The sequence below is a fragment of the Mycolicibacterium sp. XJ1819 genome, from assembly GCF_053483675.1.
The window spans coordinates 159126-185698 of the sequence record NZ_JBEFST010000010.1 but is presented as its reverse complement, the minus strand read 5'-3'; the positions used below and the strand labels follow the sequence as shown (position 1 = coordinate 185698).

At 69.0% G+C, this 26573-nt stretch carries 23 protein-coding genes and 1 pseudogene; 17 read left to right on the top strand and 7 right to left on the bottom strand.

The annotated features are described in order from the left end of the window. Positions 1-8 precede the first annotated feature (8 nt). Positions 9-1214 (top strand): CoA transferase, encoded by a 1206-nt coding sequence (locus tag ABQE89_RS13220; RefSeq protein WP_448417150.1) that lies wholly within the window; start codon positions 9-11, stop codon positions 1212-1214. After that, on the top strand, positions 1211-2017 hold the full coding sequence (locus ABQE89_RS13215; RefSeq protein ID WP_448417148.1) for an acyl-CoA thioesterase: 807 nt from the start codon (positions 1211-1213) through the stop codon (positions 2015-2017). The genes ABQE89_RS13220 and ABQE89_RS13215 overlap by 4 nt, the downstream gene beginning before the upstream one ends. On the opposite strand, the gene ABQE89_RS13210 is transcribed toward ABQE89_RS13215, so the two are convergent. Genes ABQE89_RS13210 through ABQE89_RS13195 form a run of 4 tightly spaced genes read right to left on the bottom strand, consistent with a single transcriptional unit; the run spans position 1992 to position 8122 of the window. Then, entirely contained in the window at positions 1992-4493 is a 2502-nt protein-coding gene (locus ABQE89_RS13210; protein WP_448417146.1) for an AMP-binding protein, read from the bottom strand. The genes ABQE89_RS13215 and ABQE89_RS13210 overlap by 26 nt on opposite strands. Next, on the bottom strand, positions 4490-5533 hold the full coding sequence (locus ABQE89_RS13205) for an ABC transporter ATP-binding protein (protein WP_448417144.1): 1044 nt from the start codon (positions 5531-5533) through the stop codon (positions 4490-4492). The genes ABQE89_RS13210 and ABQE89_RS13205 overlap by 4 nt, the downstream gene beginning before the upstream one ends. Further along, positions 5530-7104, bottom strand: coding sequence for an ABC transporter permease (locus tag ABQE89_RS13200; protein ID WP_448417142.1), 1575 nt, complete (start codon positions 7102-7104; stop codon positions 5530-5532). The genes ABQE89_RS13205 and ABQE89_RS13200 overlap by 4 nt, the downstream gene beginning before the upstream one ends. 1 nt (position 7105) lies before the next feature. Beyond that, positions 7106-8122 (bottom strand): iron ABC transporter substrate-binding protein, encoded by a 1017-nt coding sequence (locus ABQE89_RS13195; protein WP_448417140.1) that lies wholly within the window; start codon positions 8120-8122, stop codon positions 7106-7108. A gap of 186 nt (positions 8123-8308) precedes the next feature. Here ABQE89_RS13195 and ABQE89_RS13190 point away from each other — a divergent pair, with 186 nt between their 5' ends. From ABQE89_RS13190 to ABQE89_RS13155, 8 genes are all read left to right on the top strand, one after another. Next, on the top strand, positions 8309-8722 hold the full coding sequence (locus tag ABQE89_RS13190) for a hemophore-related protein (protein ID WP_448417138.1): 414 nt from the start codon (positions 8309-8311) through the stop codon (positions 8720-8722). A 95-nt stretch (positions 8723-8817) separates the two neighbouring features. Continuing rightward, entirely contained in the window at positions 8818-9519 is a 702-nt protein-coding gene (locus ABQE89_RS13185) for a DUF899 domain-containing protein (RefSeq protein WP_448417136.1), read from the top strand. A 100-nt stretch (positions 9520-9619) separates the two neighbouring features. Beyond that, complete coding sequence (locus ABQE89_RS13180; protein WP_448417134.1) at positions 9620-9988, top strand: YraN family protein; 369 nt, start codon at positions 9620-9622, stop codon at positions 9986-9988. Next, the gene (locus ABQE89_RS13175) at positions 9988-11499 is read left to right on the top strand and encodes a YifB family Mg chelatase-like AAA ATPase (protein WP_448417132.1); all 1512 of its coding nucleotides are present in this window, start codon (positions 9988-9990) and stop codon (positions 11497-11499) included. Before ABQE89_RS13180 ends, ABQE89_RS13175 begins: the two co-directional genes overlap by 1 nt. After that, a complete protein-coding gene (gene dprA, locus ABQE89_RS13170; protein WP_448417130.1) occupies positions 11496-12623 on the top strand; it encodes a DNA-processing protein DprA in 1128 nt (375 codons plus the stop codon). The genes ABQE89_RS13175 and dprA overlap by 4 nt, the downstream gene beginning before the upstream one ends. Positions 12624-12683: 60 nt before the next feature. Next, complete coding sequence (locus ABQE89_RS13165; protein WP_448417128.1) at positions 12684-13535, top strand: siderophore-interacting protein; 852 nt, start codon at positions 12684-12686, stop codon at positions 13533-13535. Positions 13536-13552: 17 nt separating this feature from the next. Further along, positions 13553-14713, top strand: a complete 1161-nt coding sequence (locus ABQE89_RS13160; protein WP_448417126.1) for a lactate 2-monooxygenase — start codon at positions 13553-13555, stop codon at positions 14711-14713. A gap of 31 nt (positions 14714-14744) precedes the next feature. After that, positions 14745-15647: a tyrosine recombinase XerC gene (locus tag ABQE89_RS13155; RefSeq protein WP_448417124.1), complete on the top strand. Its 903-nt coding sequence runs from the start codon at positions 14745-14747 to the stop codon at positions 15645-15647. Between the two features lie 61 nt (positions 15648-15708). Here the strand turns inward: ABQE89_RS13155 and ABQE89_RS13150 are convergent. Continuing rightward, positions 15709-16146: pseudogene (locus ABQE89_RS13150) on the bottom strand (M23 family metallopeptidase); the annotation flags it as partial. Between the two features lie 342 nt (positions 16147-16488). Here ABQE89_RS13150 and rpsB point away from each other — a divergent pair. The 3 genes from rpsB to ABQE89_RS13135 are packed head-to-tail and all read left to right on the top strand — an operon-like array spanning position 16489 to position 19620. Continuing rightward, positions 16489-17331 (top strand): 30S ribosomal protein S2, encoded by an 843-nt coding sequence (gene rpsB / locus ABQE89_RS13145; protein ID WP_448417122.1) that lies wholly within the window; start codon positions 16489-16491, stop codon positions 17329-17331. Positions 17332-17343: 12 nt separating this feature from the next. After that, positions 17344-18168, top strand: coding sequence for a translation elongation factor Ts (gene tsf / locus ABQE89_RS13140; protein WP_448417120.1), 825 nt, complete (start codon positions 17344-17346; stop codon positions 18166-18168). Positions 18169-18213: 45 nt separating this feature from the next. Continuing rightward, positions 18214-19620: an amidase gene (locus ABQE89_RS13135; protein ID WP_448417118.1), complete on the top strand. Its 1407-nt coding sequence runs from the start codon at positions 18214-18216 to the stop codon at positions 19618-19620. A 4-nt stretch (positions 19621-19624) separates the two neighbouring features. On the opposite strand, the gene ABQE89_RS13130 is transcribed toward ABQE89_RS13135, so the two are convergent. Further along, positions 19625-20344: a FadR/GntR family transcriptional regulator gene (locus ABQE89_RS13130; protein ID WP_448417116.1), complete on the bottom strand. Its 720-nt coding sequence runs from the start codon at positions 20342-20344 to the stop codon at positions 19625-19627. 148 nt (positions 20345-20492) lie between these two features. On the opposite strand from ABQE89_RS13130, the gene ABQE89_RS13125 reads away from it, so the two are divergent. The 4 genes from ABQE89_RS13125 (at position 20493) to ABQE89_RS13110 (ending at position 25657) form a co-directional block, all read left to right on the top strand. Beyond that, positions 20493-22817, top strand: coding sequence for an ATP-binding protein (locus tag ABQE89_RS13125; RefSeq protein WP_448417114.1), 2325 nt, complete (start codon positions 20493-20495; stop codon positions 22815-22817). Between the two features lie 122 nt (positions 22818-22939). Next, positions 22940-23608: a hypothetical protein gene (locus ABQE89_RS13120; RefSeq protein WP_448417112.1), complete on the top strand. Its 669-nt coding sequence runs from the start codon at positions 22940-22942 to the stop codon at positions 23606-23608. Between the two features lie 34 nt (positions 23609-23642). Next, a complete protein-coding gene (locus ABQE89_RS13115) occupies positions 23643-24815 on the top strand; it encodes a cytochrome P450 (protein WP_448417110.1) in 1173 nt (390 codons plus the stop codon). After that, positions 24812-25657 (top strand): enoyl-CoA hydratase/isomerase family protein, encoded by an 846-nt coding sequence (locus ABQE89_RS13110; RefSeq protein ID WP_448417108.1) that lies wholly within the window; start codon positions 24812-24814, stop codon positions 25655-25657. Before ABQE89_RS13115 ends, ABQE89_RS13110 begins: the two co-directional genes overlap by 4 nt. Here the strand turns inward: ABQE89_RS13110 and ABQE89_RS13105 are convergent. Further along, a complete protein-coding gene (locus ABQE89_RS13105) occupies positions 25642-26565 on the bottom strand; it encodes a TIGR03620 family F420-dependent LLM class oxidoreductase (protein ID WP_448417106.1) in 924 nt (307 codons plus the stop codon). The two genes, ABQE89_RS13110 and ABQE89_RS13105, sit on opposite strands and share 16 nt — an antisense overlap. Positions 26566-26573 lie beyond the last annotated feature (8 nt).

The window sequence follows — 26573 nt, the reverse complement described above, 5'->3', positions numbered from 1 at the left end:
TTGAGCCGATGACCGCTTCACGGGACCCGTCACGGCCGCTGGCCGGGGTGCGCATTGTCGAGATCTCCAGTTTCGTCGCGGTGCCGCTGGCGGGGATGACGCTTGCGCAGCTCGGCGCCGAGGTGGTCCGCGTCGACCCCGTCGGCGGCGCGGCCGACTACGGTCGCTGGCCGGTCACCGCCGACGGTGCGAGCATCTACTGGGCGGGGCTGAACAAGGGCAAGAAGTCGGTGGCCGCCGACATGCGATCGAGCGAGGGGCAGACACTGGTGCAGCGTTTGATCGCCGACTGCGGCGTGCTGATCACCAACGTCGTTGGGCGGCAATGGCATTCTTACGAGACACTCACGGCGCTTCGGCCCGACCTGATCCAGGCCGAGGTGTCCGGCCGCGCCGACGGCGGTACCGGCGTCGACTACACCGTCAATGCCGCGGTCGGTTTCCCGCTGGTGACCGGCCCGGCCGAACTGGGCGGACCGGTCAACCACGTGCTGCCGGCGTGGGACGTCGCGTGCGGTGTCTACACCGCGCTCGCCGTCGTCACCGCGTTGCGCCACCGCGACGCCACCGGGCAGGGCCAGCACGTCGGTATACCACTGGAGAACGTCGCGCTCGCCACCGCGGGCAATCTGGGCTTCCTCACCGAGTCGATGGTCAACGGCACCACCCGCGAGCGCATCGGTAACGCGGTGTACGGCCAGTACGGCCAGGATTTCACCAGCAGCGACGGCGTCTCGTTCATGGTGGTGGCGCTGACGCCGCGGCACTTCCGCGACCTGGCCGAACTGACTGGAACCGCGAAAGCCGTTGCTGCGCTCGCAGAGTCGTTGGGCGCAGATTTCACCGACGAGGGTGAGCGGTATCGGCACCGCGACGCGCTGTCCGGACTGTTCAACGAATGGTTCTCGCAACACACCGCCGAGGAGATCACCCGTGCACTGTCGGGCAGTTCGGTGCTGTGGGAGCGGTACCGCACCTTCGCCGAGACGGCCCGAGGCGACCGGGTCACCGCCAACCCGATGTTCTCCGAACTCGACCAGCCGCGCATCGGCCGCCATCTCGCGCCGGGTCTGCCGATGTCGATCGGGGGGAGCTATCCGCCCGCGGTGGCCGCGCCCGCGCTCGGCGACCACACCGCGACCGTGCTGGCCGAGTGGCTGAACATGGATTCCGGTGAGATCGACAAGCTCGCCGAGACGGGCGTGGTGGGATGAGCCGACTGCTCGCGCTGCTCGACGTGCGCCCCGGCGCTGCCGAGGGCTCGTGGATCGGGCCGGCCAGCGGTCCCGAGGGCAAACGGGCCTACGGCGGGCAGTTGGTGGCGCAGAGCCTCGCGGCGGCCTGCCGAACCGTCGATGCCGAGCGAGCACCGACCAACATGCATCTGCAGTTCCTGCGCGGCGGGCAGGCCGGCGATCCCGTCGAGTACACGGTGTCGAAGGTGTTCGACGGGCGCACCGCGTCGGCCCGACGTGTCGATGCCCACCAGGACGGTCGGCTGTTGACGACGTGCACCGTGTCGTTCGCTGTTGCGCTACCCGGCCCCGAGCACGGCCACCGTCCATGGACGGCCGACCCGGACTCGTTGCCGCAGACCGGCCCGGCGGGCCCGGCGCCGTCGATGCCACTGGACGAACTCGACATCCGCATCGACGACGAGGGCTCCGGTGCGCAGCTAGTGCGGCGGATGTGTTGGCGCGCAACGGTTCCGCTGCCCGACGAGCCGCTGGTGCACACGTTGCTGGCCGCCTATGTCACCGATGTGTACATGATCGATCCCACGGTTGTGGTGCACGGTCACTCGATGAAGGCCCGCACCCACCGCAGCGGCACCACCGACTCGTCACTGTGGTTTCACCGGCCCGTGCGTGCCGATCAGTGGAATCTGCTGGAGTCCACCTCGCCTGCGGCGGCGCGCGGGCGTGGGGTGGTGACGGGCTGCCTGGTCCGCGCCGACGGGGCCGTCGCCGCCACGCTGGCGCAGGAAGGCCTCATCGCCGAGCGGGTGCCTCGCTGACCCGCGTCGAGATCGACCTTTTGGCGTATCTCTCTCGCACTTTCCCGCCCAAGTGTCCGTTTCGGCGGATCAGGTAGGTGAGCAGGACACCGGCGGCGAGCGAGGCCACGACACCGATCGCGGGTTGGCCGTCGAACAGCGCATACACCTGGTAGTGCACCAGGTAGGTGTACAGCGACGCCTCGGCGATCACGCCCGCGATCGCAGTCAGCGCCGACGGGCAGCGGAGCGCGGGCAACCAGATCAGCAGCACCAGCCCGCCGATCACCATCACCTCACGTACCGTGTTGCCGAAATACCCGTGCACGGCGACGATCAACGCGACGGTGACCGCGGCGCGCTGCAGCGTCGTCGACGCCTTGGCGGCTGCCCACCCGATCGCGAAGAACCAGAACGCGAGCATGGTGAACCACGCGTCGCGGCCCAGACCCAGGCCGGCGATGTCGTAGCGCAGCGCCAGGCCGACGACCAGGAACGCCACCGCGACCCCGAACGGCGCCCGCCGTTCGAGTCGGTCCATCACCGGCAGCCAGAACACCAGTGCCAACGCGACCAGCGTCCACACCAGCACCTCGACGAACCACAGCCGGCCCGCCGTCATGCTGTCGTGTGGACCCAGGAACTTGTTGGCCAGCAACAGGTTTGTCCACGTGTAGTCGTCGGTGAGCACCAACGCGATTGCGATCCACAGCACCGACGGCACCGCGATCCACGCGATCGTGTTGCGCAGGTGCCGTATCCGGTCGGTGCGCGGCAGCGGCGTCAGGCAGAACCGGCCGAAGTTGTATCCGGCGACGCCCAGTAGCAGATGGGCCCCGCCCCACAATTCGAACAGCCCGGCGTGGGACCCGACGATGAGCACGATCGCCACCGCACGTAGTGCGACGGAGGTCTCCATGGTGGCCAGCCAACCGCGGCGGCCGGGCCTGGCCATGGCCTGCAGTCGGCTCAGCGGTATGCGCGGCCAATCGGTCGGCAGCCTGCCGAGCGCGCGCTCCAACCGCACCGACATCGCGACGTACGACAGCGAATTGCCACCGAGGTCGACAAAGCTGGCTTCGGGGTCGATGGCGCGCCCGTCGATCTGCAACACCTCGGCGAACAACTCACGCACACCGTCGGGCGCCGGACGCTCGTCGGTGCCCGCCAGCCGGCGCACCGTCTGATAGTCGGGCTTGCCCGACGGCAACAACGGCAACTCGTCGACGATGACCGCGCGCACCGCACCGACCGGGATACCCGCCGCCGTCGCCGCCGCGTCCTGCACGTCGCCTGCCCGGTGCCCGCCGGTCGCGGCGACAAGCAGCTGTTCGTCGTCGCCGACGCAGAACGCCACCACCCCGCGATCACGCAACGCGGTCTCGACGCGGTGCAGGTCGATGCGTAGCCCGTACATCTTGGCGAACCGGCTGCTGCGGCCGACCACCTCGAACAGGCCGTCCGGTGCGCGCCGGGCGATGTCGCCGGTGCGCAGGGTCTCCACGGTCTTGCCCATGGCCAGGTCGGCGTGGGTGTGGGCGTAACCCATCATCACATTGGGGCCGCGGTAGACCAGTTCGCCGACGTCATCGGCCCACCCGTCGAGGGGCTCGATCGAGAAGGACCCGCCGGGAATCGGCCGACCGATCGCGTTGGGCCGCGACAGCGCGAGTTCGGGTGGCAGGTAGGCCATTCGGGCGGTCGCCTCGGTGGCCCCGTACATGACGAACAGCTCGAAGCCCCGGCGGCGGCCGGTTTCGGCGAACCGGCGCACCCGCTCGGGCGGCATCCGGCCGCCGGCCTGGGTGACATAGCGCAGGTGGGGCAGGTCCATGTCGTCGAAGCCGATGCGCTCGAGCAGGTCGAAGGTGTAGGGCACACCCGCGAACGAGGTGCCGCGGTGGCGGCGGAACAGCTCCCAGAACTCGCCGTCGACCACGGAGTGGTCGGTGAGGATCAGCCCGGCCCCGACCAGCAGGTGGCTGTGGATCACCGACAGTCCGTAGCAGTACGACAGCGGCAGTGTCGTTGCGGCGCGGTCAGTTTCGGTGATATCGAGGTATTCGGCGATCGCCGCGGCGTTGGCGAGCAGGTTCGCGCGTGAGAGCCGAACCAATTTCGGTGAGCCGGTGGTGCCCGAGGTCGACAGCAGCAGCGCCAACTCGGGGTGTAGCCGCCGATCATGGTGGTGGTGGCGTCGGTGCACGCCGTGTGCGTCGATGACCACATCGGGTGCGTAGGTCTGCTCCAGCGCATGGTGGTCGCGGCCGGCGGGCACCGGCAACACCACATGATCACCGGCCAGCGCGCCGAGGTAGTGCACCAGGGTGTCGAGGTCGTTGCGGGTCTCCAGCAGCACCAGGTGACGCGTGGGGCCCAGCGAGCGCGCGGCGACGGCGACGCGGTCGGCCAGGTCACGGTAGGTCAGCGTGGTGGCGCCGGTGAGGACCGCCACTCGGTCACCGTGGCCGCGCAGATGCTCGACCAGTTCGCTCACGGCAGCACCACACCGGTGCCGACGACCTCGAAGCGCACCTTGGCATCCAGCGGCGGCGGGTCCAGGCTGTGCTGGCGCACGACCACCGGCTCGATGTCGCCGGGCGTGTCGATGGTCAACAACACGTCGTGGCCGAGGAATTCGGTGGCCAACACCGTGCCGACGCCGTTGGTTTGGCCACTGTCCGAAACCACCGTTGCCACAAGCTGTTCGGGGCGCAGCAGCAGTGTGCCGGGACCGTCGTCGGCGCGCACCGGGACCGAGCCGAACGGGCATTCGGCGACGCCTGCGGCCACCACGCACGGTACGGCGATGCAGTCGCCGAGGAACTCGGCGGTGAACCGGTCGTTGGGCTGGCGGTACACCTGTTGCGGGGGGCCGACCTGAGTGAACCGTCCGTCGCGCATCACCGCGACCTGGTCGGCGATCGACAGCGCTTCTTCCTGATCGTGGGTCACCAGCAGCGTCGTCACCCCGGTTTCGGCGAGCAACGTGGCGACCGCCTTGCGGGTGGAGGCCCGCAGACCGGTGTCGAGCGAACTGAACGGTTCGTCGAGCAGCATCAGCACCGGCTGGCGTGCCAGCGCCCGGGCCAGCGCGACGCGCTGCTGTTGGCCTCCGGAGAGCTGGTGTGGCCGCCGCGTCGCGAAACTCTGGTCGAGTGAGACGGTTTCGAGAAGTTCGGCCACGCGCCCACGGGTGCGGGCGCGGTCGGCGCCGCGGATGCCGTAGGCGATGTTCTGCTCGACGGTCAGGTGCGGAAACAGCGCTCCGTCCTGCGCGACGTACCCGACGCTGCGCCGGTGCGGCGCGACGGACCGTTGCGGACCGGCCACCTGCCGGCCGGCGATCGCGATCGTGCCCGCGTCCGGTGCCTCGAAGCCGGCGATCAGCCTCAACAGCGTGGTCTTGCCGCAGCCCGACGAGCCGACGACCGCGGTGGTGCTGCCCGGCGCCATCTGCAGGTCGACGTCGTCGAGCACGAGGTGGTCGCCGAAGGACTTCGTCAGCCCGCGCACGTCGAGCAGGGGCGCGGTCACAGCGCGGCCACCTTCGTCGTCTGGCGGAACAGCAGCACGGTGACGGGAAGGGCCAGCACCACCAACACGAGTGCGTAGGGTGCGGCGGCGGCGTAGTCGAGTTCGCTGCTCAGCGACCAGAACCGCATCGACAGCGTTCGGGTACCGGTCGGGGCGAGCAGCAGAGTGGCCGTCAGTTCGGTGGCGACCGCGACGAACACCAGCGATGCGCCCGCGGCGGCGGCGGGCGCGGTGAGCGGAAGCGTCACCCGCAGAAAGGTAGCCGACGGTGAACGGCCCAGTGACCGCGAGGCCTCCTCGAGGCTGGGCGGCACCTGGGCGAGTCCGGCGCGCACGTTGACCAACGCACGCGGCATGAACAGCAGGATGTAGGCGAACACGATCAGCGGCACGCTCTGGTACAGCGGACGCACGACGTGTACGGCGACGGTGACCAGGGCCAGGGCGGTGACGATGCCGGGCAGCGAACTGGTGACGTAGTTGGCGCCCTCGACGGCGCGGGCCAGTATGCCGCTGGAACGCACCGCCACCCACGCGACCGGGAATGCCAGCACCGTGGTGAGCAGCGCGGCCGCCGAGGCCAACCCGATGGTCTGGCTCAGCGAGGAGCCGATGTCGTCGAGCACCCACACCTCTGCGCCGCCGATCCACAGCCAGCGCAGGATCGTCCACACCGGCACTCCCAGCGACAGCCCGGCCAACACGACGAGCGAGGCCAATGCGGAAATCCCGCTGCGGCCCAGATGGATCGGGGCGGTCGAGCGTGGGGCGCCCGAACCGATCCTGGCGTAGCGGGCGGTGCCGCGTGCCCCGGCTTCGGCGGTCAACAGCACCAAACAGAGCACCACCAGCACGCCGGCGAGCATGCTGCCCGCCGCGCCGTCGAAGGTGACCTGGAACTGCTGGAAGATCGCGACGGTGAAGGTGTCGAAGCGCACCATCGCGAACGCGCCGAACTCGGCGAGCAGGTGGACCCCGATCAGCAGCGCGCCGCCCAGGATCGCCAGCCACAACTGCGGCAGCACCACCCGCCAGAACACCGCCTTCGTGTCCGATCCCAGTGCGCGTGCGGACTCCTCGACGGCGGGGTCGAGCCGACGCAGCGTCGCCGCCACGGGCAGGTACATGAACGGGAAATACGACAGCGTGGTGATCAGCACCCCCGCCCCCAGCCCGTTCAACGACGGGACCACGCCCACCCACGCATAGCTGTTCACGAAGGCCGGGATGGCCAGCGGCGCAACGAACAACGGCCGCCACAGCGCCCGTCCGGCGATGTCGGTGCGCTCCACCAGCCACGCCACCCCGACGCCGATGAGCACGCACAGCGGCACCGTGACGACGACCAGTGCCACGGTATTGACCAGTAGTTCGCCCACGCGGGGCCGGACCACCAGCTCGTAGCCGCGCGTCCACCCCACCGACACCGCACCCCACACCACATAACCCAGCGGGATGCACGTCGCGGCCACCAGGATCGCGACGGTCGTCGAGACCAGCGGACCGGGACGCACCGACGCCCGCCGCGGCGCTCTCTCCGCGGGACGGGCGACGGTGCGAGCGGCGGTCACGCTACAACAGGCCCGCGTTCGTCATCAGTTCCGTCACCTTCTGCGCGTCCAGGGTCGACGGATCGACGGCCGGTGCCTGCAGCGTGTCGAGCGCGGGCAGGGCGGGATTGGCGGGCACGCCGCTGGCCACCGGATACTCGAACGACGTGCCGGTCTCCAGCACTTCCTGGCCCTTCTTGCCCGTGATGAATCGGACGAACTGCTGAGCCTGGTCCTGCTTGTCGCTGGAGGCCAGCACCCCCGCCCCGGACAGGCTGACGAAGGCGCCGGGGTCTTCGTTCTTGAAGTAGTGCAGCGCCGTATTACCGCTCATCTCCTTGGTCTTGGCCTGATCGCGGTACCAGTAGTAGTGGTAGATCACGCCGCCGTCGACCTCGCCGGCGTTGACCGCCTTGAGGGTGGCGATGTTGTCGTTGTAGAGCACGGCGTTCTCCTTCATCGCCGTCAGCCAGCGCGCGGTCTCCTCCTCGCCGGTCAACTGCAGCAGCGCGGCGACGATGGCCTGGAAGTCGGCCTTGGCAGGCGGGGCGCCCCAGCGGTCCTTCCACTCCGGTGCCTGCAGATCCAGCAGCGACTTCGGCAGTTGCTCAGGGGTCAGCCGGTCGGGGTTGTAGACGAACACGGTGCTGCGCGCGGCCGCCCCGGTCCACTTGCCCGTCGGGGGCCGGTACTGGGCGGGAACCTGGTCGAGGGTGTCCGCGTCGAGGTCGGCGAACAGGCCCGCTTCCTCGACGGCCGCCATCGCCGGCGAGTTCTCGGTGAGGAACACGTCGGCGGGCGAGGCCTCACCTTCGGCGATGAGCTGATTGCCCAGTTCGGTGTCGCCGCCCTGGCGGTAGGTCACCTTGATGCCGGTTTCCTCGGTGAACTCCTCGATCCACTCCTTGGTCAGCGACTCGTGCTGGGCGTTGTAGACGAGAAGTTCGTCGCTGTCCTGATCGGAAGAACAGGCGGTCGCCGTCGCCACCATGGCAAGTGCTGAGAAGACTGCTGCGATCCGGCTCCAACGGGGTCGCATCACGGGTCCTTTCCCGCGCCAACCAGGCGCATTAGCTGAGGGTTACCTAATTGAACATACTCTGCCCGGCGGTGACCGGGGCGGCGGCGGTGTCGCCGAGCGAGGGTTGATCTTGAAACCGCGTGGGTAATTGCGGCAACACCATCTGGAGTAACCATCCGGACTACGACACCGAGGACGACCGACATGAACACAGCTGATATCCGGCGTCGAGGATTGACCGGCGCGATGGCCGCGTGGGCCGCGTGTGCGCTCGGCGGGGCCGCCGTCGCGGCCGCCGTCGGGGCGCCGTCGGCAGTGGCCCAGCCGGGCTGCACGGCGAGTTCCTTCTCCCACACCGCCAGCGGTGTGCTGGCCGCGGCGGGGGGCTGGCTCGATGCGCATCCGGAGGCCAACGACGTGTTGACCCGGGCGGGCGCGCAGGGCGCGGGCGCCGAGCAGTCGGTCCGCGACTACTTCGTCGCCCGGCCGATGGAATATCAGGAGCTTCGGGGCATCGCCGCACCGCTGATCGATCTGCAGCGCAACTGCAACACGACGATCCAGCCGATGCAGATCGCCGCGCTCTACCAGGCGTTGTCCACCAGCCCGCCGTCGTAGCCGCGGGCTCGGTCGGGCGAGCACCGCGGCCGATGAGTTTCGACCATCGCGCGAGTCGACATCGTCAAGAGATTCGCACCGCGAAGGGAGAAGCCATGACCAGCGAGCCCACCACCACACGGGGCAAGCCCGCGGTGGTCGACCTTGCGACGTGGCAAGCGGAGCTGGCGAAGTTGCGTCGCCATGAGAAGGCCGCGACCAGAGAACTCGACGCCATCGCGGCCGCGCGCCGCCGGCTGCCGATGGTGCAGATGCCCGAATACACGCTGATCGGGGCGGACGGGCCGGTCCGCCTCGTCGACGTCTTCGCCGGGCGTTCGCAGCTGATCGTCTACAACCACATGTGGAGCGACGGCGCGCAGTGGCAGTGCGGCGGCTGTACGAGCCTGACGTCTCAGTACACCCGGCTTGACTTCCTGGACAACTACGACGCCCGCTTCGTCATCGTCACCAACGGCCCTATCGAGGAGGCGTTGGCCTACCGCGACAAGGTCGGCAACACGATGGAGTGGTACTCCTCGTCGCAGAGTTCGTTCGGCGCCGACGTCGACGCCGCCCCGGGTGAGGGGTTCGGCGTGAACGTGTTCCTGCGCGACGGCGACACCGTCTATCGCACCTGGCACACCAACGGGCGCGGCACCGAGCAGTTCAGCTACACGTTCGCGCTCGTCGACGTCCTCCCGTACGGCCGCCAGGAGCAGTGGCAGGACTCCCCGCCGGGTTGGCCGTCGCGGCCCACCTACTCGGGCTGGCTGGACAGCCCCGATGTCGCGCGGCTGTACGGCACCGGGGGCTGACACCGCCTCGCGGTGTGGATGAGTTCGCGGTTGGGGATAACTCGGCGCTGACCGCATCGGATGCCCGTGTTTTGTCGGCGCCGCGCGGCACGGTGTGGCCATGACTTCGTTGACTCGCGCCGAGATCGGCGCCCTGGGCGAACAATTGGCGGTCGAGCATCTGCAGTCGATCGGGCTGCGGGTGCTGGACCGCAACTGGCGGTGTCGCTACGGCGAGCTTGACATGATCGCCGCCGACGACACCGGCCGCGCGGTGGTGTTCGTCGAAGTGAAGACACGCACCGGCGATCAGTTCGGTGGTCTCGCCGAGGCGGTGACCCCGGACAAGGTGCGCCGGCTGCGGCGGCTGGCGGCGTTGTGGCTGGCCGGCCAGGACCACCGATGGTCGCAGGTGCGCATCGACGTCGTCGGGGTGCGTATCGGCCGTCGGCGCGAGCCCGAGATCAGTCATCTGCAGGGGGCGGGCTGATGGCGCTGGGACGAGCCTTCTCGGTGGCCGTTCGCGGGCTCGACGGCCACATCGTCGAGATCGAGGCGGACATCACCTCCGGTCTGCCCGGAGTGCATCTGGTCGGCCTGCCCGACGCGGCGTTGCAGGAGTCGCGCGACCGGGTGCGCGCGGCGATCACCAACTGCGGATACGACTGGCCGCAATCGCGGCTGACGCTGGCCCTGTCGCCCGCCACGCTGCCGAAGATGGGCTCGGTCTACGACTTGGCCCTGGCGCTGGCGGTGCTCTCGGCGCACGGCAAGAAGGACTGGCCGCGGCTGGAGAAGACGCTGCTGCTCGGCGAGTTGGCCCTGGACGGGCGGGTGCGACCCGTCCAAGGAGTGCTGCCCGCGGTACTGGCGGCCAAGCGCGACGGCTGGCCCACCGTGGTGGTGCCGGTCGCCAACCTCGCCGAGGCCGGCCTGGTGGACGGCATCGAGGTGTGGGGAGTGCGCACGTTGCGGCAGCTGACGTCCTGGGTGGGTGGCAAGGGCCGCCTCGAGGAGCGCGTCGAGAGCCCCTACACCGCCGCCGAGCCAGCGCCGGACCTGGCCGACGTGGTGGGCCAGACCCACGCCCGCTACGCCGTCGAGGTGGCCGCCGCGGGTGCACACCACCTGATGCTGACCGGCCCACCGGGCGTCGGTAAAACCATGTTGGCCCAGCGCCTTCCGGGACTGTTGCCGTCGTTGACCGAAGACGAGGCACTGGAGGTCACCGCGATCCACTCGGTGGTCGGGATGCTGTCGGACCGCACACCGCTGATCACCAGACCGCCGTTCGTGGCGCCGCACCACACCTCCAGCGTGGCCGCGATGGTCGGAGGTGGTTCGGGGCTGGCCCGGCCGGGCGCGGTCAGCCGTGCGCATCGCGGTGTGCTGTTTCTCGACGAGTGCGCCGAGATCGGTGTCAGTGTGATGGAGGCGCTGCGTACCCCGTTGGAAGACGGCCAGATTCGGCTGGCTCGCCGCGATGGTGTGGCGTGTTATCCGGCGCGGTTCCAGTTGGTGATGGCGGCCAATCCGTGTCCGTGCGCGCCTGCAGACCCGCGTGACTGCATCTGTCCAGGACATGTCAGGCGCCGCTACCTGGGCAAGTTGTCGGGGCCCCTGCTGGACCGGGTCGATCTGCGTGTCGAGATGCACTCCGAGCGCACCGGCATGTTCGTTGCGCAGGAGGGTGAGTCCACCGCGCTGGTGCGGGGCCGGGTGGCTGCCGCACGTGCGGCCGCGGCGCAGCGGTGGCGGTCCTACGGCGTGCACACCAACGCCGAAGTGAGCGGGGCCCTGCTGCGCAAGGAGTTCCGGCTGCCCAACAAGGTCATGGCGCCGCTGTCCACCGCGCTCGACCGCGGGCTGATCAGCGTCCGCGGCGCTGACCGCACGATGCGGGTGGCCTGGACGCTCGGCGACCTCGCGGGCCGGACCTGCCCAGACGTGCAGGACATGTCGACGGCGTTGAGTTTCCGGCAGGGCGGCGGTGCGCGATGACCGACGAGATCGCACAAGCGTGGGCGTATCTGTCCCGGGTGGCCGAACCGCCGTGTCCGCAACTACATGCCCTGGTGCGACGGGTGGGCGCGGGGGAGGCCGCCGACCGGGTGCGGCGCGGTCATGCCGGTGACGACATCGACGCGCTGGTCGAGGCACGCCGCGGCATCGATTGCGCAGCAGAGGATTTGGACATGTTGGCGCGGCTGGGTGGACGGCTGGTCACCCCGGACGATGACGAGTGGCCGTTGCTGGCGTTGCGTTCGTTCTCCGGGGTGGACGGACGGCTGCGGCCCCAGGCCCGCGAACCGATGGTGCTGTGGGCGCTGGGGCCCGGACGCCTCGACGAGGTCAGCTACCGCGCCGCGGCCGTCGTCGGCACCAGGGCAGCCTCCGCCTACGGCGAGTACGTTGCGGCGGACGTCGCCGCGGGCCTGGTGGCCAGGGACGCCGTGGTGGTGTCGGGCGGCGCGTTCGGCATCGACGGGGCCGCGCACCGGGCCGCGCTGGCGGCCGAGGGCCTGACCGTCGCGGTGCTCGCCGGCGGCATCGACGTCATGTATCCGGCGGGCCACGCGGCGCTGTTGCGCCGGATCGCCGAGGACGGACTGCTGGTGACCGAGTACCCGCCGGGGGTGCGCCCGGCGCGGCACCGGTTTCTCACGCGCAACCGGTTGGTGGCCGCGCTGGCCGGGGCCACGGTGGTGGTGGAGGCGGGAGCGCGCAGCGGCGCGGCGAACACCGCGGCATGGGCGGGCGCGTTGGGCAGGCCGGTGTGCGCGGTGCCCGGCCCGATCACATCCTCGGTGTCGGTGGGCTGTCACGCGCTGTTGCGCAACGGTGCGCACCTGGTCACCCGCGCGGAGGAGGTCATCGAACTGGTGGGCAGGCCCGGTGAACTCGCCCCCGACGAGCCGCGCCCGGCCACGCCCCTCGACGGCCTGGCCGATACCGACAAGCGGGTATATGACGCGCTGCCCGCCCGCGGCGCGCGCAGCGTCGACGAGATCGCGGTGTCGGCGGGCTTGCCGCCCACTGCGGTGCTGGGCCCGCTGGCGATGTTAGAAGTCGCTGGTCTGGTGGTACATCTGGGTGGCCGGTGGAAGCTGAACAGGCGTCGGTAGGAAACCGCCGGTGTCGCGGCGCTCGTATAGTCGGCGGCACATGACCGAGTAGGAGGAGATGTGGCTGGACGTCCGATACACACCTTCGACGTGGTGCGTACCGAGGAACTGACGCCGCACCTCATCCGCGTCGTGCTGGGGGGTTCGGGGTTCGACACCTTCACCCCCAACGCGTTCACCGACGCCTACGTCAAGATCGTGTTCGTCGACCCCGGCGTCGACGTCGATGCGCTACCGCAACCGCTGACCCAGGACAGCTTCAACGTGCTGCCCGTCGAGCAGCGCCCGGCCGTGCGCACCTACACGGTGCGACGCGTCGACCGTGAGCGCCGCGAGATCGCAATCGATTTCGTCGTGCACGGCGATCACGGCGTGGCGGGTCCGTGGGCGATCGCGGCACAGCCCGGCCAGCCGGCCTACGTGATGGGTCCCAGCGGTGCCTACGCGCCCGACCCGGCGGCGGACTGGCATCTGCTCGCAGGCGACGAGACGGCTGTCCCCGCGATCGGCGCGACACTGGAAGCCTTGCCCGACAACGCAATCGGGAAGGTGTTCATCGAGGTTGCCGGACCCGAGGACGAAATCGACCTGGCGGCGCCGCCGGGCGTCGAGGTGACGTGGATCTATCGCGGCGGCCGCGCCGACCTGGTGCCCGAGGACCAGGCAGGTGACCACGCCCCGCTGATCGCGGCGGTGAAGGGCTGCCCGTGGCTTCCCGGGCAGGTGCAGGTCTTCATCCACGGCGAGGCCCAGGCCGTGATGCACAATCTGCGGCCCTACATTCGCAAGGAACGCGGTGTGGACGCGAAATGGGCGTCGATCTCGGGCTACTGGCGGCGCGGGCGCACCGAGGAGACCTTCCGGCAATGGAAGCGCGAACTCGCCGAACAGGAGGCCCAAGCCAACGCCTGACTGGCAGGCTATGGCCCATGGCATTCGGCGACTACCAGATCGAGATCTACCTTCAGGGGCTGTCCGGCGTCGTGCCGTCACTGCCGATGGCGTACGCGGACTGGGAGGCCAAGGCGCAGGCCGCGATGCCGCCCTCGGTGTGGTCCTATGTCGCAGGCGGCGCCGGCGACGAACGCACCCAGCAGGTCAACCGCACCGCCTTCGACGGGTGGGGGCTGATGCCGCGGATGTTCAACGCCCAACGCGAGCGCGACCTGTCGGTGGAGATGTTCGGTGTGACGCTGCCCTCGCCGGTGTTCATGGCGCCGATCGGGGTGATCGGCCTATGCGCGCAGGACGGCCACGGCGATCTGGTCACCGCCCGCGCGGCGGCGCGCACCGGGGTGCCGATGGTGGTCTCGACGCTGACCGAGGACCCGCTCGAAGACATCGCCGCCGAATTCGGGGACACGCCAGGATTTTTCCAGTTGTACACGCCGACCGACCGCGACCTGGCGGCCAGCCTGGTGCAGCGCGCCGAGGCGGCCGGCTACCAGGGCATCATCGTCACCCTGGACACCTGGGTCCCCGGATGGCGACCGCGTGACCTGGCGACGTCGAACTTCCCGCAGTTGCGTGGCCATTGCCTGGCGAACTACACCAGCGATCCGGTGTTTCGGGCCGCACTGCAACAACCTCCCGAGGAGAACCCGCAAGCCACGGTGCTGCACTGGGTTTCGACCTTCGGCAATCCATTGACGTGGGATGACCTACCGTGGTTGCGGTCGCTGACCGAGCTTCCGCTGATCGTCAAGGGCATCTGTCACCCGGACGACGCCCGGCGCGCGAAAGACGGTGGCGTCGACGGCATCTACTGCTCCAACCACGGCGGGCGCCAGGCCAACGGCGGCCTGCCCGCGATCGACTGTCTACCGGGGGTGGTCGAGGCCGCCGACGGTTTACCGGTGCTGTTCGACTCCGGAATCCGCAGTGGCGCCGACATCGTCAAGGCGCTGGCGCTTGGCGCCACCGCCGTCGGAATCGGCAGACCCTACGCCTACGGATTGGCGATCGGCGGCGAGGACGGCGTCGTGCACGTGCTGCGCACGCTGCTGGCCGAGGCCGATCTGATCATGGCGGTCGACGGCTATCCGACGCTCAAGGATCTGACGCCCGCGGCGCTTCGGCGCGTCAGCTGAACTTTCCGCCAGGGTCTGCCACCGTAGAGCCGTGGAGGCCATCCTCGAGGAGTTCGACCAGTTCCTCGCGCTCGAACGCGGCCGCTCCGACCACACCCGTCGGGCGTATCTGGGCGACCTGCGATCGCTGTTCGCGTTTCTCGCCGAGCGCGCGCCCGACGCGGGGCCCGCCCAGTTGACGTTGCCGGTGCTGCGCGCATGGCTGGCCGCGCAGGCCGAAGCGGGCGCTGCGCGTACGACATTGGCGCGGCGCACCTCGGCGGCCAAGACGTTCACCGCGTGGGCGGTGCGTCGCGGGCTGATCGCCACCGACCCGTGCACGCGGCTGCAGGTGCCCAAGGCCCGTCGCACGTTGCCTGCGGTGCTGCGCCAGGATCAGGCGCTGAATGCCATGGCGGCGTTGAAATCCGGTGCGCAGCAGGGTGATCCGTTGGCGTTGCGTGACCAGCTCGTCGTCGAGCTGCTGTACGCCACCGGCATCCGGGTCAGCGAGTTGTGCGGGCTGGACATCGACGACGTCGACACCTCGCGACGGCTGGTGCGGGTGCTGGGTAAGGGCGACAAGCAGCGCACCGTCCCGTTCGGCGTGCCCGCCGAGGCCGCGTTGACGTCGTGGCTGCGCGACGGGCGGCCCGCGCTGGCCACCTCCGAGTCGGGTCCGGCGCTGCTGCTGGGCGCCCGCGGCCGGCGGCTGGACCCGCGGCAGGCGCGCACCGTCGTGCACCAGACCGTGGCGGCCGTCGAGGACGCGCCCGACATCGGGCCCCACGGGCTGCGGCACAGCGCCGCCACCCATCTGCTCGAGGGCGGGGCCGACCTGCGCGTCGTACAGGAACTGCTCGGTCATTCCACGCTCGCGACGACCCAGCTCTACACCCATGTGACGGTGGCCCGCCTGCGCGCCGTGCATGATCAGGCCCACCCCCGCGCCTGAACCCATGCGATTTGGGCGTGGTCGGTCGCGTTCAGCGCGACCACGCACGCCGAAATCGCTACTTGAGACGGATCGGGGTGGACGCCAGCAGGCCGAGCGGGTCGACGTAATCCGCGCGCGAGGCCGGGCCCCACATGGCACCCCAGTGCAGGCATGCCGGGGCCGGACAACCGCGATGGCCCGCCTCCAGCCGGCCCAGCACCGTCCCGGCCGCCACCCGCTGGCCGGCCCGCACCGACGCGAGCACCGGCTCATAGCTGGTGCGCAGCCCACCGGGATGTGCGACCGAGACCAACGGTCTGCCGGCCAGTTCAGCGGCGAACACCACGGTGCCCGGGCCCGCGGCGTGCACCTGCTGGCCCGGGGCCGCGGCCAGGTCGACGCCGCGATGGCCGCGGTGCCAGTTCGGTGACGGTGCGTCGAACGCCCGCACCATGGCGGGCCGCGGCCGCAGCGGCCAGTCCAGTCGGGCGTCATCGGCGTGGGCCGGGGCCGCTGAGGCGGACACGGCCAGCACGACCAGCACAGTCAGCATTCCGGCCCACCGAACCGCCCTGATCCGCCGCACCCGTCGAGCTCAGCAGCGGGGCAGGCCGCGGCGCCAGGTGCCGGCGGTAATCTGTGGATCAGCTGGTCGCTGTGGAAAAAGCACCCCCGAACAGCGTGTAAACTGCTAACCGCAGCTCGCCTCCGCGGGCTGACTTCGCGTGTCTGCATCGAAATCCAGATGCCGTCGGTCCCGACTCGGGTTTCCCGGGGCGGGTCTGGCATCGGAGCAGGCACCAGGGCTCGGCGTCACCCGACGTCGGGCGGCAACCGACAAAAAAGGACATAGCCGAACATGGCTGTTGTAACCATGAAGCAGCTGCTTGACAGCGGCACCCACTTCGGGCATCAGACCCGGCGCTGGAACCCCAAGATGAAGCGGTTCATCTTCACCGACCGCAATGGCATCTACATCATCGATCTGCAGCAGACGCTGACCTACATCGACAAGGCCTACGAGTTCGTCAAGGAGACCGTCGCCCACGGTGGCACGATCCTGTTCGTCGGCACCAAGAAGCAGGCCCAGGAGGCCATCGCTGAGGAGGCCACCCGCGTCGGCATGCCGTATGTGAACCAGCGCTGGCTCGGCGGCATGCTCACGAACTTCCAGACCGTGCACAAGCGGCTCCAGCGGCTCAAGGAGCTCGAGGCCATGGAGCAGACCGGTGGCTTCGAGGGTCGCACCAAGAAGGAAATCCTGATGCTCACGCGCGAGAAGAACAAGCTCGAGCGCAGCCTCGGCGGTATCCGTGACATGGCCAAGGTGCCCTCGGCGGTCTGGGTGGTCGACACCAACAAGGAACACATCGCCGTCGGCGAGGCGCGCAAGCTGAACATCCCGGTCATCGCGATCCTCGACACCAACTGCGATCCCGATCTGGTCGACTACCCGATTCCGGGCAACGACGACGCGATCCGCTCGGCGGCGCTGCTGACCAAGGTCATCGCGTCGGCCGTCGCCGAAGGTCTGCAGGCGCGCGCCGGTGCGGGCCGCGACGGCGACAAGCCCGATGCCGACGCTGCCGAGCCGCTGCCCGAGTGGGAGCAGGAACTGCTGGCCAGCGCCGCGGCGACTGCGAAGCCCGGCACCCCCGAGGCAGAGGTTCAGACCGAACCCACGCCCCCGACCAACCCCTAGGAAAAGACACAAATGGCGAATTACACCGCTGCCGATGTGAAGCGGCTACGTGAGCTCACCGGCGCCGGCATGCTCGACTCGAAGAATGCGCTCGTGGAGGCCGGCGGTGATTTCGACAAGGCCGTCGAATTGTTGCGCATCAAGGGCGCCAAGGACGTCGGCAAGCGCGCCGAGCGTGCGACGGCCGAGGGCCTGGTCGCGGCCAAGGACGGCGCGATGATCGAGCTCAACTCCGAGACCGACTTCGTCGCGAAGAACGCCGAGTTCCAGCAGGCCGCCGACCAGATCGTGGCGGCAGCCGCGGCGGCCAAGGCCACCGATGTCGACGCCCTGAAGGCCGCCAAGGTGGGTGACACGACCGTCGAGCAACTCATCGCCGACCTGAGCGCCAAGATCGGCGAGAAGCTCGAACTGCGTCGCGTCACCTACTTCGACGGCAATGTCGAGACCTACCTGCACAAGCGTGCCGCGGATCTGCCGCCGGCCGTCGGCGTGCTGGTGGAGTACGAGGGCACCGGCGACGCCGCGACGGAGGCCGCCCACGCGGTCGCCCTGCAGATCGCCGCGCTGAAGGCCAAGTACCTCACGCGTGAGGACGTGCCCGAGGACGTGGTGGCCAACGAGCGCCGCATCGCCGAGGAGACCGCCCGCAACGAGGGCAAGCCCGAGCAGGCGCTGCCCAAGATCGTCGAGGGCCGCGTGACCGGCTTCTACAAGGACGTCGTACTGCTCGACCAGCCGTCGGTGTCGGACAACAAGAAGACCGTCAAGGCCCTGCTCGACGAGGCAGGCGTGACCGTCACCCGGTTCGCGCGCTTCGAGGTCGGCCAAGCCTGACCGCAGGCGCCTCGAACGGACGGTACCAGCTGGTACCGTCGCGGCATGACGCACATCCATGCCTTCGGGGACGACGCCCTCGGCGATCTTGATGCTGTCGGACTGGTCGAGGCGTTGCAGGCCGGAAAGGTCAGCGCTCCCGAGTTGATCGAGGCCGCGATCGCGCGCGCCGAATCCGTCGACCCGGCCGTCAACGGTCTGGCCTATGACGCGTTCGACCGGGCCAAGGTGCGCGCGGGCGCGTCGCGTCGGTACGGCGGCTACTTCGACGGGGTGCCGTCGTTTCTGAAGGACAATGTCGCGGTCGCTGGCATGCCGACGATGAGCGGCACCGACGCATGGGATCCGAAGCCGGAGGGCGCCGACGGCGACTTCGCCCGCGCCTATCTGGCGACCGGCCTGGTGGCCCTCGGCAAAACGCAGATGTCGGAGTTCGGCTTCAGCGCGGCGGCCGAGCATCCCCGGATCGGGCCGGTGCGCAACCCGTGGAACCCCGAGCACACCGCGGGGGCGTCGTCATCGGGGTCGGGGGCGTTCGTCGCCGCGGGTGTGGTGCCGATCGCGCACGCCAACGACGGCGGCGGCTCGATCCGAATTCCCGCTTCCTGCAACGGGTTGGTCGGGCTCAAACCGTCGCGCGGCCGGCTGCCCCTCGACAAGGACATGCGACAGATGCCGCTGCGTATCGTCGCGAACGGTGTGGTCACCCGATCCGTGCGCGACACCGCAGCCTTCTACCGGGAGATGGAGCGGGTGCACCGCAATCCCAAGCTTCCGCCCATCGGTGACATCACCGACCCCGGCAAGCAGCGGCTGCGGATCGCGGTCTGTACCCAGTCGATCTCCCGGGAGGCCAGCCCGGAGGTCCGCGAACTCACGCTCAAGACCGCGGCGCTGCTGGAGGAACTCGGCCACCGGGTCACCCAGATCGACAATCCGGTGCCGCAGCAGTTCATGAACGACTTCCTGTTGTACTGGTCGTTCTTGGCGTTCGCGCTCGTACGCGGCGGGCGACGCACCTTCGGCCCCAGTTTCGACCGCACGCGGTTGGACAACCTCACTCGCGGCCTCGAACGGTTCGCGGGCCGCAACCTGCACCGGCTGCCGATGGCCATTGCGCGACTGGCCCGCACCCGCCGGATCACCTCGCGACTGACCAACACCTACGACGTGGTCCTGACACCGACGCTGGCCGACGTGACGCCACAAATCGGCCATTTCGATCCGACCGCCGACTATCAGCAGATCATCGACCGGCTCGTCGAATGGGTGGCGTTCACCCCGTTGCAGAACGCCACCGGCGAGCCGGCAATCTCGTTGCCGCTCACCCAATCCGCGTCCGGGCTGCCGGTCGGCATGATGTTCGCGGCGCCGCTCGGCCACGAGGGCCGGCTGCTGGAACTGGCCTACGAACTCGAACAGGCGCGGCCCTGGCCGCGGATCGGGGCCTGAACCGTCAGCCGAGCATGTCCAGCGGTACGTCTGGCCCGCCGGGTTGTTGGCCCTCGGCCGCCGAAGCGAGGTGGCGCTTCCACAGGGCGACGGCCTTGTCGGCCGACTTCTGCCGGATCAACTCGATGAGCTTGGTGTGGGCGCGCTGTGCCGAGCGTGCCGCGCGCTGCAGGTAGGCACGGTCGGGGCGGTGCAGGCTGCCGGTGATCTCGTTGTGCCGCTCGGCGATCGACTGCGTCATCTCCAGGAACAGCTGCACCGTCGGATTACCCGCCAGTTCGGCGAGCAAGCGGTGAAATCGCTCGCCGTCGGCCACCGCGGCGGCCAGCCGTTCCAGGTCTTCGGCGCTTCGGTTCCTGGCCAGCGATTCCACCGTGGTGCATTCCAAAACCGTTCTGAGGCTGTGTACATCACCCACCGTGGCGCCGCGGTACTGCAGTAGCCGTCCGGTCGCCATGCTGACCGAACCCGCTTCGGGCACCGTCACCCTGGCACCGCCGCGCGCTCCGCGTCGCACCTCGATCATCTGCTCGGACTGCAGGATCAGGTACGCCTCGCGCAGGGTCGGTCGCGAGACTCCGAACCGCTGTATCAACTCACGCTCAGACGGGAGCATGTCGCCGGCCCGGAGCTGACCGGTCAGGATCTCCTTGCGCAATTGCGCCGCCACGATTTCACCGGCCTTGGGGACCCGGATAATCGTCGAGCCGGTCTCTGTGACCATCACTCTCCTTTGACCGTGCCGGGACGAGCAGACCGCAAATAATATAAACGAATAGGACAGATGCCGGACGGCACTGCGGTCGGTACCGCCGGGACCGCGGCGCGGGCGGTCTCGGCGCACGGCGCGGCGCGACCTTATGATGTGACTCATGTCACCGGCGCAGACGCGGGGTTCGGTCGACGGGTACGGCACCGACATCACCCGGTTTGTCGGCCGCCGCCGTGAGCGCGCCGAGGTGCGCCGTCTGCTCTCCGTGTCGCGGCTGGTGACGATCACCGGGTTCGGCGGGGTGGGCAAGACGCGTCTGGCCGTGAAGTGCAGCGTCGACCTGCACCGCGCCTTCCGCGACGGCGTCTGGTTCGTCGACCTGGCGACCCTGTCGGACCCGGTGCTGCTTCCCGACCGGCTGGCCACCACGTTCGGGTTGGGCACCCAAGCCTCGGGCCGGACGACCGACGCGGTCGTCGAATTCCTCGCCGACCGCGCGGTGCTGTTGATCATGGACAACTGCGAGCATCTGCTCGGCCGGTGCGCCGAACTGTGCGCGCGCCTGCTGCAGAGTTGCGCGCAGTTGCATGTGTTGGCCACCAGTCGTGAACCGCTTGGCGTCATGGGCGAGGCGATCCTGCCGATCGCCCCGATGCCGGTCCCAGACGCCGATACGCCGTTCCCAGAAGTCGACGACGTCTACGACGGCATCACCCTGTTTCTCGATCGCGCGCGGATGGCCCGTCCGGACCTCGAACTCGACGAGGCCGACAAGGGCGCGATCGCCGAGATCTGCCGTCGCCTCGACGGCATTCCGCTCGCGTTGGAACTCGCGGCGGTGCGACTGCGCGGGCTGAGCCCGCCCCAACTGCTCGACCAGGTTTCGGGCCGGTTCCAGCTACTCAACAGCGGAAACCGGGGTGCCCCCGAACGTCAGCGGACGCTGCGCGACTGCGTGGAATGGAGCTACGAGCTGTGCACACCCGCCGAGCAGGCGTTGTGGGCGCAGATCTCGGTCTTCTCCGGCGCAATCGAGGTCGAAGCGGTGGCGGCCGTGGCGGCCGTGGACGAAGGGGCCGCATCGGACCAGGCGGTCGTCGAATTGCTGCTGTCGCTTGTCAACAAGTCGGTGCTGACCTGCGAGCCGTCCGGCGAACAGATGAGCTACCGGATGCTGGAGGTGATCCGCGACTTCGGCAAGGAGAAGCTGCGGGAGTCCGGTGCGCTCGACGAGTTCCGACGTCGCCACTGCGAGTACTTCCTGGCCATGGCGAGCCGATCCGAAGATCAGTGGGGCACCGAGCATCAGGCCCACTGGATCGCCAGACTGAATCGCAACCATCCGAATCTTCAAGCCGCGCTGCAGTTCTGCCTCGCCGATACCGGCAGGGCCGAAGCCGGCCTGCAGGCCGCGACGGGGCTGAGCCTGCAGTGGCTGACCGCGGGAGCCGTCGGCGAGGGCAGGCATTGGCTTGACCTGTTCCTGGCGTCGGCGAGCGAGATCAGCGAGGTGGCCCTGTGCCGCGCGCTGTGTACCGTGGCCCGCCTCGCGATGACGCAGGGGGACCTGGTCACCAGCACCGAATACCTCGAGCGGGGCCGCGGCCTTGCGCAGAACCTGTCGCCGGAGAGCACGGCGTACCTCGATCAAGCGTCGGCGATGCGGGCGCTCTACTGCGCAGAGTGGGACGACGCCGTCGAGTACAGCGAGCGGGCGATGGCGGTGTTCGAACCCGCCGGTGCCCTCACTGCGCAACTGACCTGCATGATGATCGCGCAGATGGCACACGGCGCCGCGGGCCGTACCGAGGAGGCGCTCACCGTCCACCGCGAGTGCCTGCAGATCACCGAGCGCACCGGCGACACCTGGTTCCGGTCCTACTCGCTGTGGAACGCCGGGGTCCTGCAATGGCTCGCAGGAGAAACTGATCCGGCATTACGGACCATCCGCGACAGCCTGCGCACCAAGCAGGGACTGGTCGACATCATCGGCGTGGTTTCGTGCCTGGAAGGCCTCGCCTGGGTGCTCGCCGGCCAGGAACCCCGACGCGCCGCGGTGCTGCTGGGGGCCTGCAGTGCGCTGTGGGAGAAATCCGGTGCGAAGCCCGAACAGATCGCCGCGATATCGACCTCGCACGACCGCTCGGTCGATCATCTGCTCGAATCGATCGGACCCGCCGCGTATCGCCGCCTGCACAATCACGGCCGCACGCTGTCCCGCGAGGAAGCCGTCGCCCTGGCGTTGAACGACAAACCGGTCGCACGCACCGGCACCGCCACGGCAAGCTCGCCGCTGACGCGCCGCGAACACGAAGTCGCCGAACTCGTCGCGCGTGGGCTGTCGAACAGGGACATCGCCAACTCTTTGGTGATTTCTCAGCGTACGGCCGAGACCCACGTCGAGCGGATCCTGACCAAGTGCGGGTTTCGCTCGCGGACGCAGATCGCCACCTGGCTGCACGAGCAGCAGTCGGGTGCGCGGTAGGGATACCGGCGGCGGCGAAATTCCGCGGAAATACGTAGTGCGTACGTAGTAATCCCGACGCACCGGGACGTGATGACCGCCCACGATGGCGCCAGCACCGTTGTCGGCCGTCGGAGGAACCGTTGCACAGTCGCGTCGCGAGCCCCAGCCATCTCCTGTTCGACCAGCAGTCCGCCGACCGAGACGGGGTGCTTTCCTTCCCCACCGCGGCGTGCGCGCCACCCGGTGCACTGACCGATCAGCCGTGTCCGAGTTGCTGCGACTGCGCCAACGACTGCGTGGACTGCGCGTTCTGTGCCGAACACGGCTGCACCCACTGCGAGGTCCCAGACCTCACCCCGCGCACCGCCAACATGCTGATCATCGCCGGCGTCACGCTCGAAGCCCACACCCGTGTGCAGACGCCGAACTGCGCGCAGCCCGTCTTCTTGCACGTCTTGGCCAGTGCCTTCGAGAGGTTCACCGCAGGACTGCGGGCGGGACGACGACCGGTGCCGACCTGTCTGGCCGAACAACTGTGCCTTCACCTGATGATCGCCTACGCATGCGAATTATCCTGTGCGGTAGGCGAAGCGTTCAACGTCGGACTGCCCTACAGCGACTACGACTACTACTTCGACCGGCTCTACGACACGCTGCTGGCCGACGACGAGCATCGAATCTTTTTGGCCGCCGTCCGGTGGGACAGGCACGCCAACCCCATCGTCGACTTCGCCCAACTGGCATCGAGTACCGCCGGCGCATCCATCGAGCGCCTGATGGCGCCGTTCGCCGACGACGCGCTGACCTGAGGCCCGCTCAGCGGGGCGCCGGAGAGGAGTTTCAATGAGCACTGACGTTAATTCGGTTGGAGCGCCGCGTATCACGCTTCGCGAACTACCGGTGGTGGCCAACCGCACCCTGGGTTGGCGGATGCTTCGCGAGGCCGGCCCGGTGGTCTACGCCGAAGACGACTTCTACTACCTCACCCGTCGCGACGACGTGCTGGCCGCGCTGCGCAACCCGCAGGTGTTCTCGTCGAAAAGGGCCTTCGACAACATGGGAAGTCCGCTGCCGCTGGTACCGATCGCGTTCGATCCGCCCGAGCACACCCGGTACCGCAAAATCCTGCAGCCGTTCTTCAGCCCAGCCATCCTCGGGGACATGCTGCCGGCGCTTGAACGCCAGGCGAGCGACATCATCGGCGACCTCGCCGCCAGGGGCGGTTGCAACATCGTCGACGATCTGGCGATCCCGTATCCGTCGCAGGTTTTCCTGACATTCTTCGGTCTTCCGCTCTCCGAACGCGATCGGATGATCGAGTGGAAGAACGCCGTCATCGCGCTGGCGGAGCGCCCGACCACCGAGGGGCTGGATCTCACGCCCGCGATGGAGATGGCGGCGTTTCTGACCGAGGTGATCAGCGAGCGTCGCGCTACCCCCGGCGACGACGTGATCTCGCAACTGCTGACCGGCCATGATGCGCTCGACGACACCGAAGCGATCGGGTTGACCTTTCTGTTCGTGGTTGCCGGGCTGGACACCGTCACCGCCGCGATCGGATTCGCCATGTACGAATTGGCCTGCAATCAGCAGCTGCGCCACCAGATCCGGGGTGACGAAGAGAAGATCCGAGAGTTCATCGAGGAGATCGTCCGGCTCGAACCCCCGGTGCCGACGGTGCCGCGCGAGACCACGGCCGATGTCACGATCGGCGACGTGACGATCCCGGCGGGCAGCCCGGTGCGGCTGTGCCTGGCGGCGAGCAACCGCGAGGACGGCGGCGACGAGTTGATCATCGACGGATCGACACGCAGGCACTGGGGGTACGGCAGCGGTCCGCACCGCTGTCTGGGCTCTCATCTGGCGCGGATGGAGTTGAAACTGCTCATCACCGAGTGGCTGGACCGCATCCCGGAGTTCGAACCCGCGCCCGGAAACGACTCTCACATCACCTATCCGGCGGGCACCCACACGTTGAACGAACTTCATGTGCGCTACCCGGTCACGCACCGATGAGCACGCCGGTAGACGCCGCGCTCGCCCGTGACGAGGGTTCCGACGTGCTGTTGGACTGGCCGAACCCGGGCGTCGCGCTGGTCACCTTGAACCGGCCCGCGAAACTCAATGCCATCACTCACGCCACCATCGAGGAGTTGCTGGCGACATTGGCCTCGCTGTCCGAGGACCCGACATGTAGCGTCGTCGTCATCACCGGCGCCGGTCGGGCGTTCTGCGCCGGCATGGACATCGGGGCCACCGTGGCCAACGGGGGTGCCCAACCGCCGCAACCGAAGTCGATACCTCAGCGCTTCGACGGGCAGGAACTCTTCGCAGCGATGCCACGCACCATCCGCATGCTTCGCCAACCGGTGATCGCGGCCGTCAACGGCGCGGCGGCCGGCGCCGGCATGGGCATCGCGCTGGCCGCCGACGTCCGCGTCGCCGCGCAGTCGGCGGTGTTTCACATCGCCGCGGTCAGGCTGGGTCTGTCGGCGGGGGAGTGCGGGATCAGCTACCACCTGCCCAGGCTGATCGGCGCGTCGAAGGCTGCCGAGTACATGCTCACCGGCCGGCCGATCAGCAGTGACGCCGCCGAGCGTCTGGGCCTGGTCGCCGACGTCGTACCCGACGGTGAGGCGGTCGATGCCGCGCTGGCTGTCGCCGCCGAGATCTGCATGCACAGCCCGTTCTCTGTGCGCCAGACCAAAGCCGTGCTGCGCGAGAACGTCGACAACAGTTTCGAGGCGGCGATCGCGGTGGAGAACCGCACCCAGATCCTGGCGTTGGCGACCGAGGACGCCGCGGAGGCGATCCGGGCGTTCACCGAGAAGCGGCCCGCCGACTACACCGGCCGGTGAGCGGCGAAGGACCGCCACTGGTCGAGAGGCACGTTGACGTCGTCGCCGGTGAGGAACTCGACGCAGACGTGGTCAGCGCCCGCGTTGAGGTGTTCGGTGACCCGCCCGGCGACCGTTTCGACGTCCGGATAGGCGACGAGCGCATCGACGAGGCGCTCGCTGGCGGTGGGGTCGAAGTCGTCGCCGGCGAACCCGGCGCGAGCGAGATTGTTGCGGTAGGCCGGATTTCGGGTCGGCTTGAGCAGCGATTCCCGTGCGACGGCCTGCGCGTGGCGGACGTCGTTGTGCAGCACGGCGCGCACACAGACCACCAACATCTTGTCGGCGCCCAGGGTCTGCCGCGCCCACGCCGTATGCGAGACCGGTGCGAGGTAGCTGTGGGCGCCGTCAGCGCGGTCGCGAGCCAGCGCGGTCATCCGGGGCCCCAGCGCGGCCAGTATTCGTGGCGGACGGTGTGCCGGCGTGGTCGGATGGCCCGTGTTGAGCACGTCGTCGATGTCGTCGAGGTAGGCGCCCATCACCTCGATCGGATCGCCGTAGCGGCCGTCGCCGCGGCGAAGAACGGTGACCACGGCGGGGTGGCTGACCCCGAGTCCCAGCAGGAATCGCTGCGGGAATTGTTCGGCGAGGAGCCGTTGGGCGAGGGCGGCCGCGCGGGCATCTCTGGCGGGTGTGATCGCGACACCGGTGCCGACCGTCAGGCGCGAGGTGGCTGCCAGCAGCATGCTGGCGTGCGTCATCACCTCGCGTTCGATGGCCTCCGGAATCCACAGCGCGGAATAGCCCAACGCCTCGATCTCACCGGCGAGTTGCCCGGCGCGTCGGGCGGGCGCCGCGTCCAGTTGCCGGGTCCAGATCCCCACCCGGCCAAGCCGCGCCAGGATCGGCCTGACGTCGAGTTCCGACACAGCGGCCG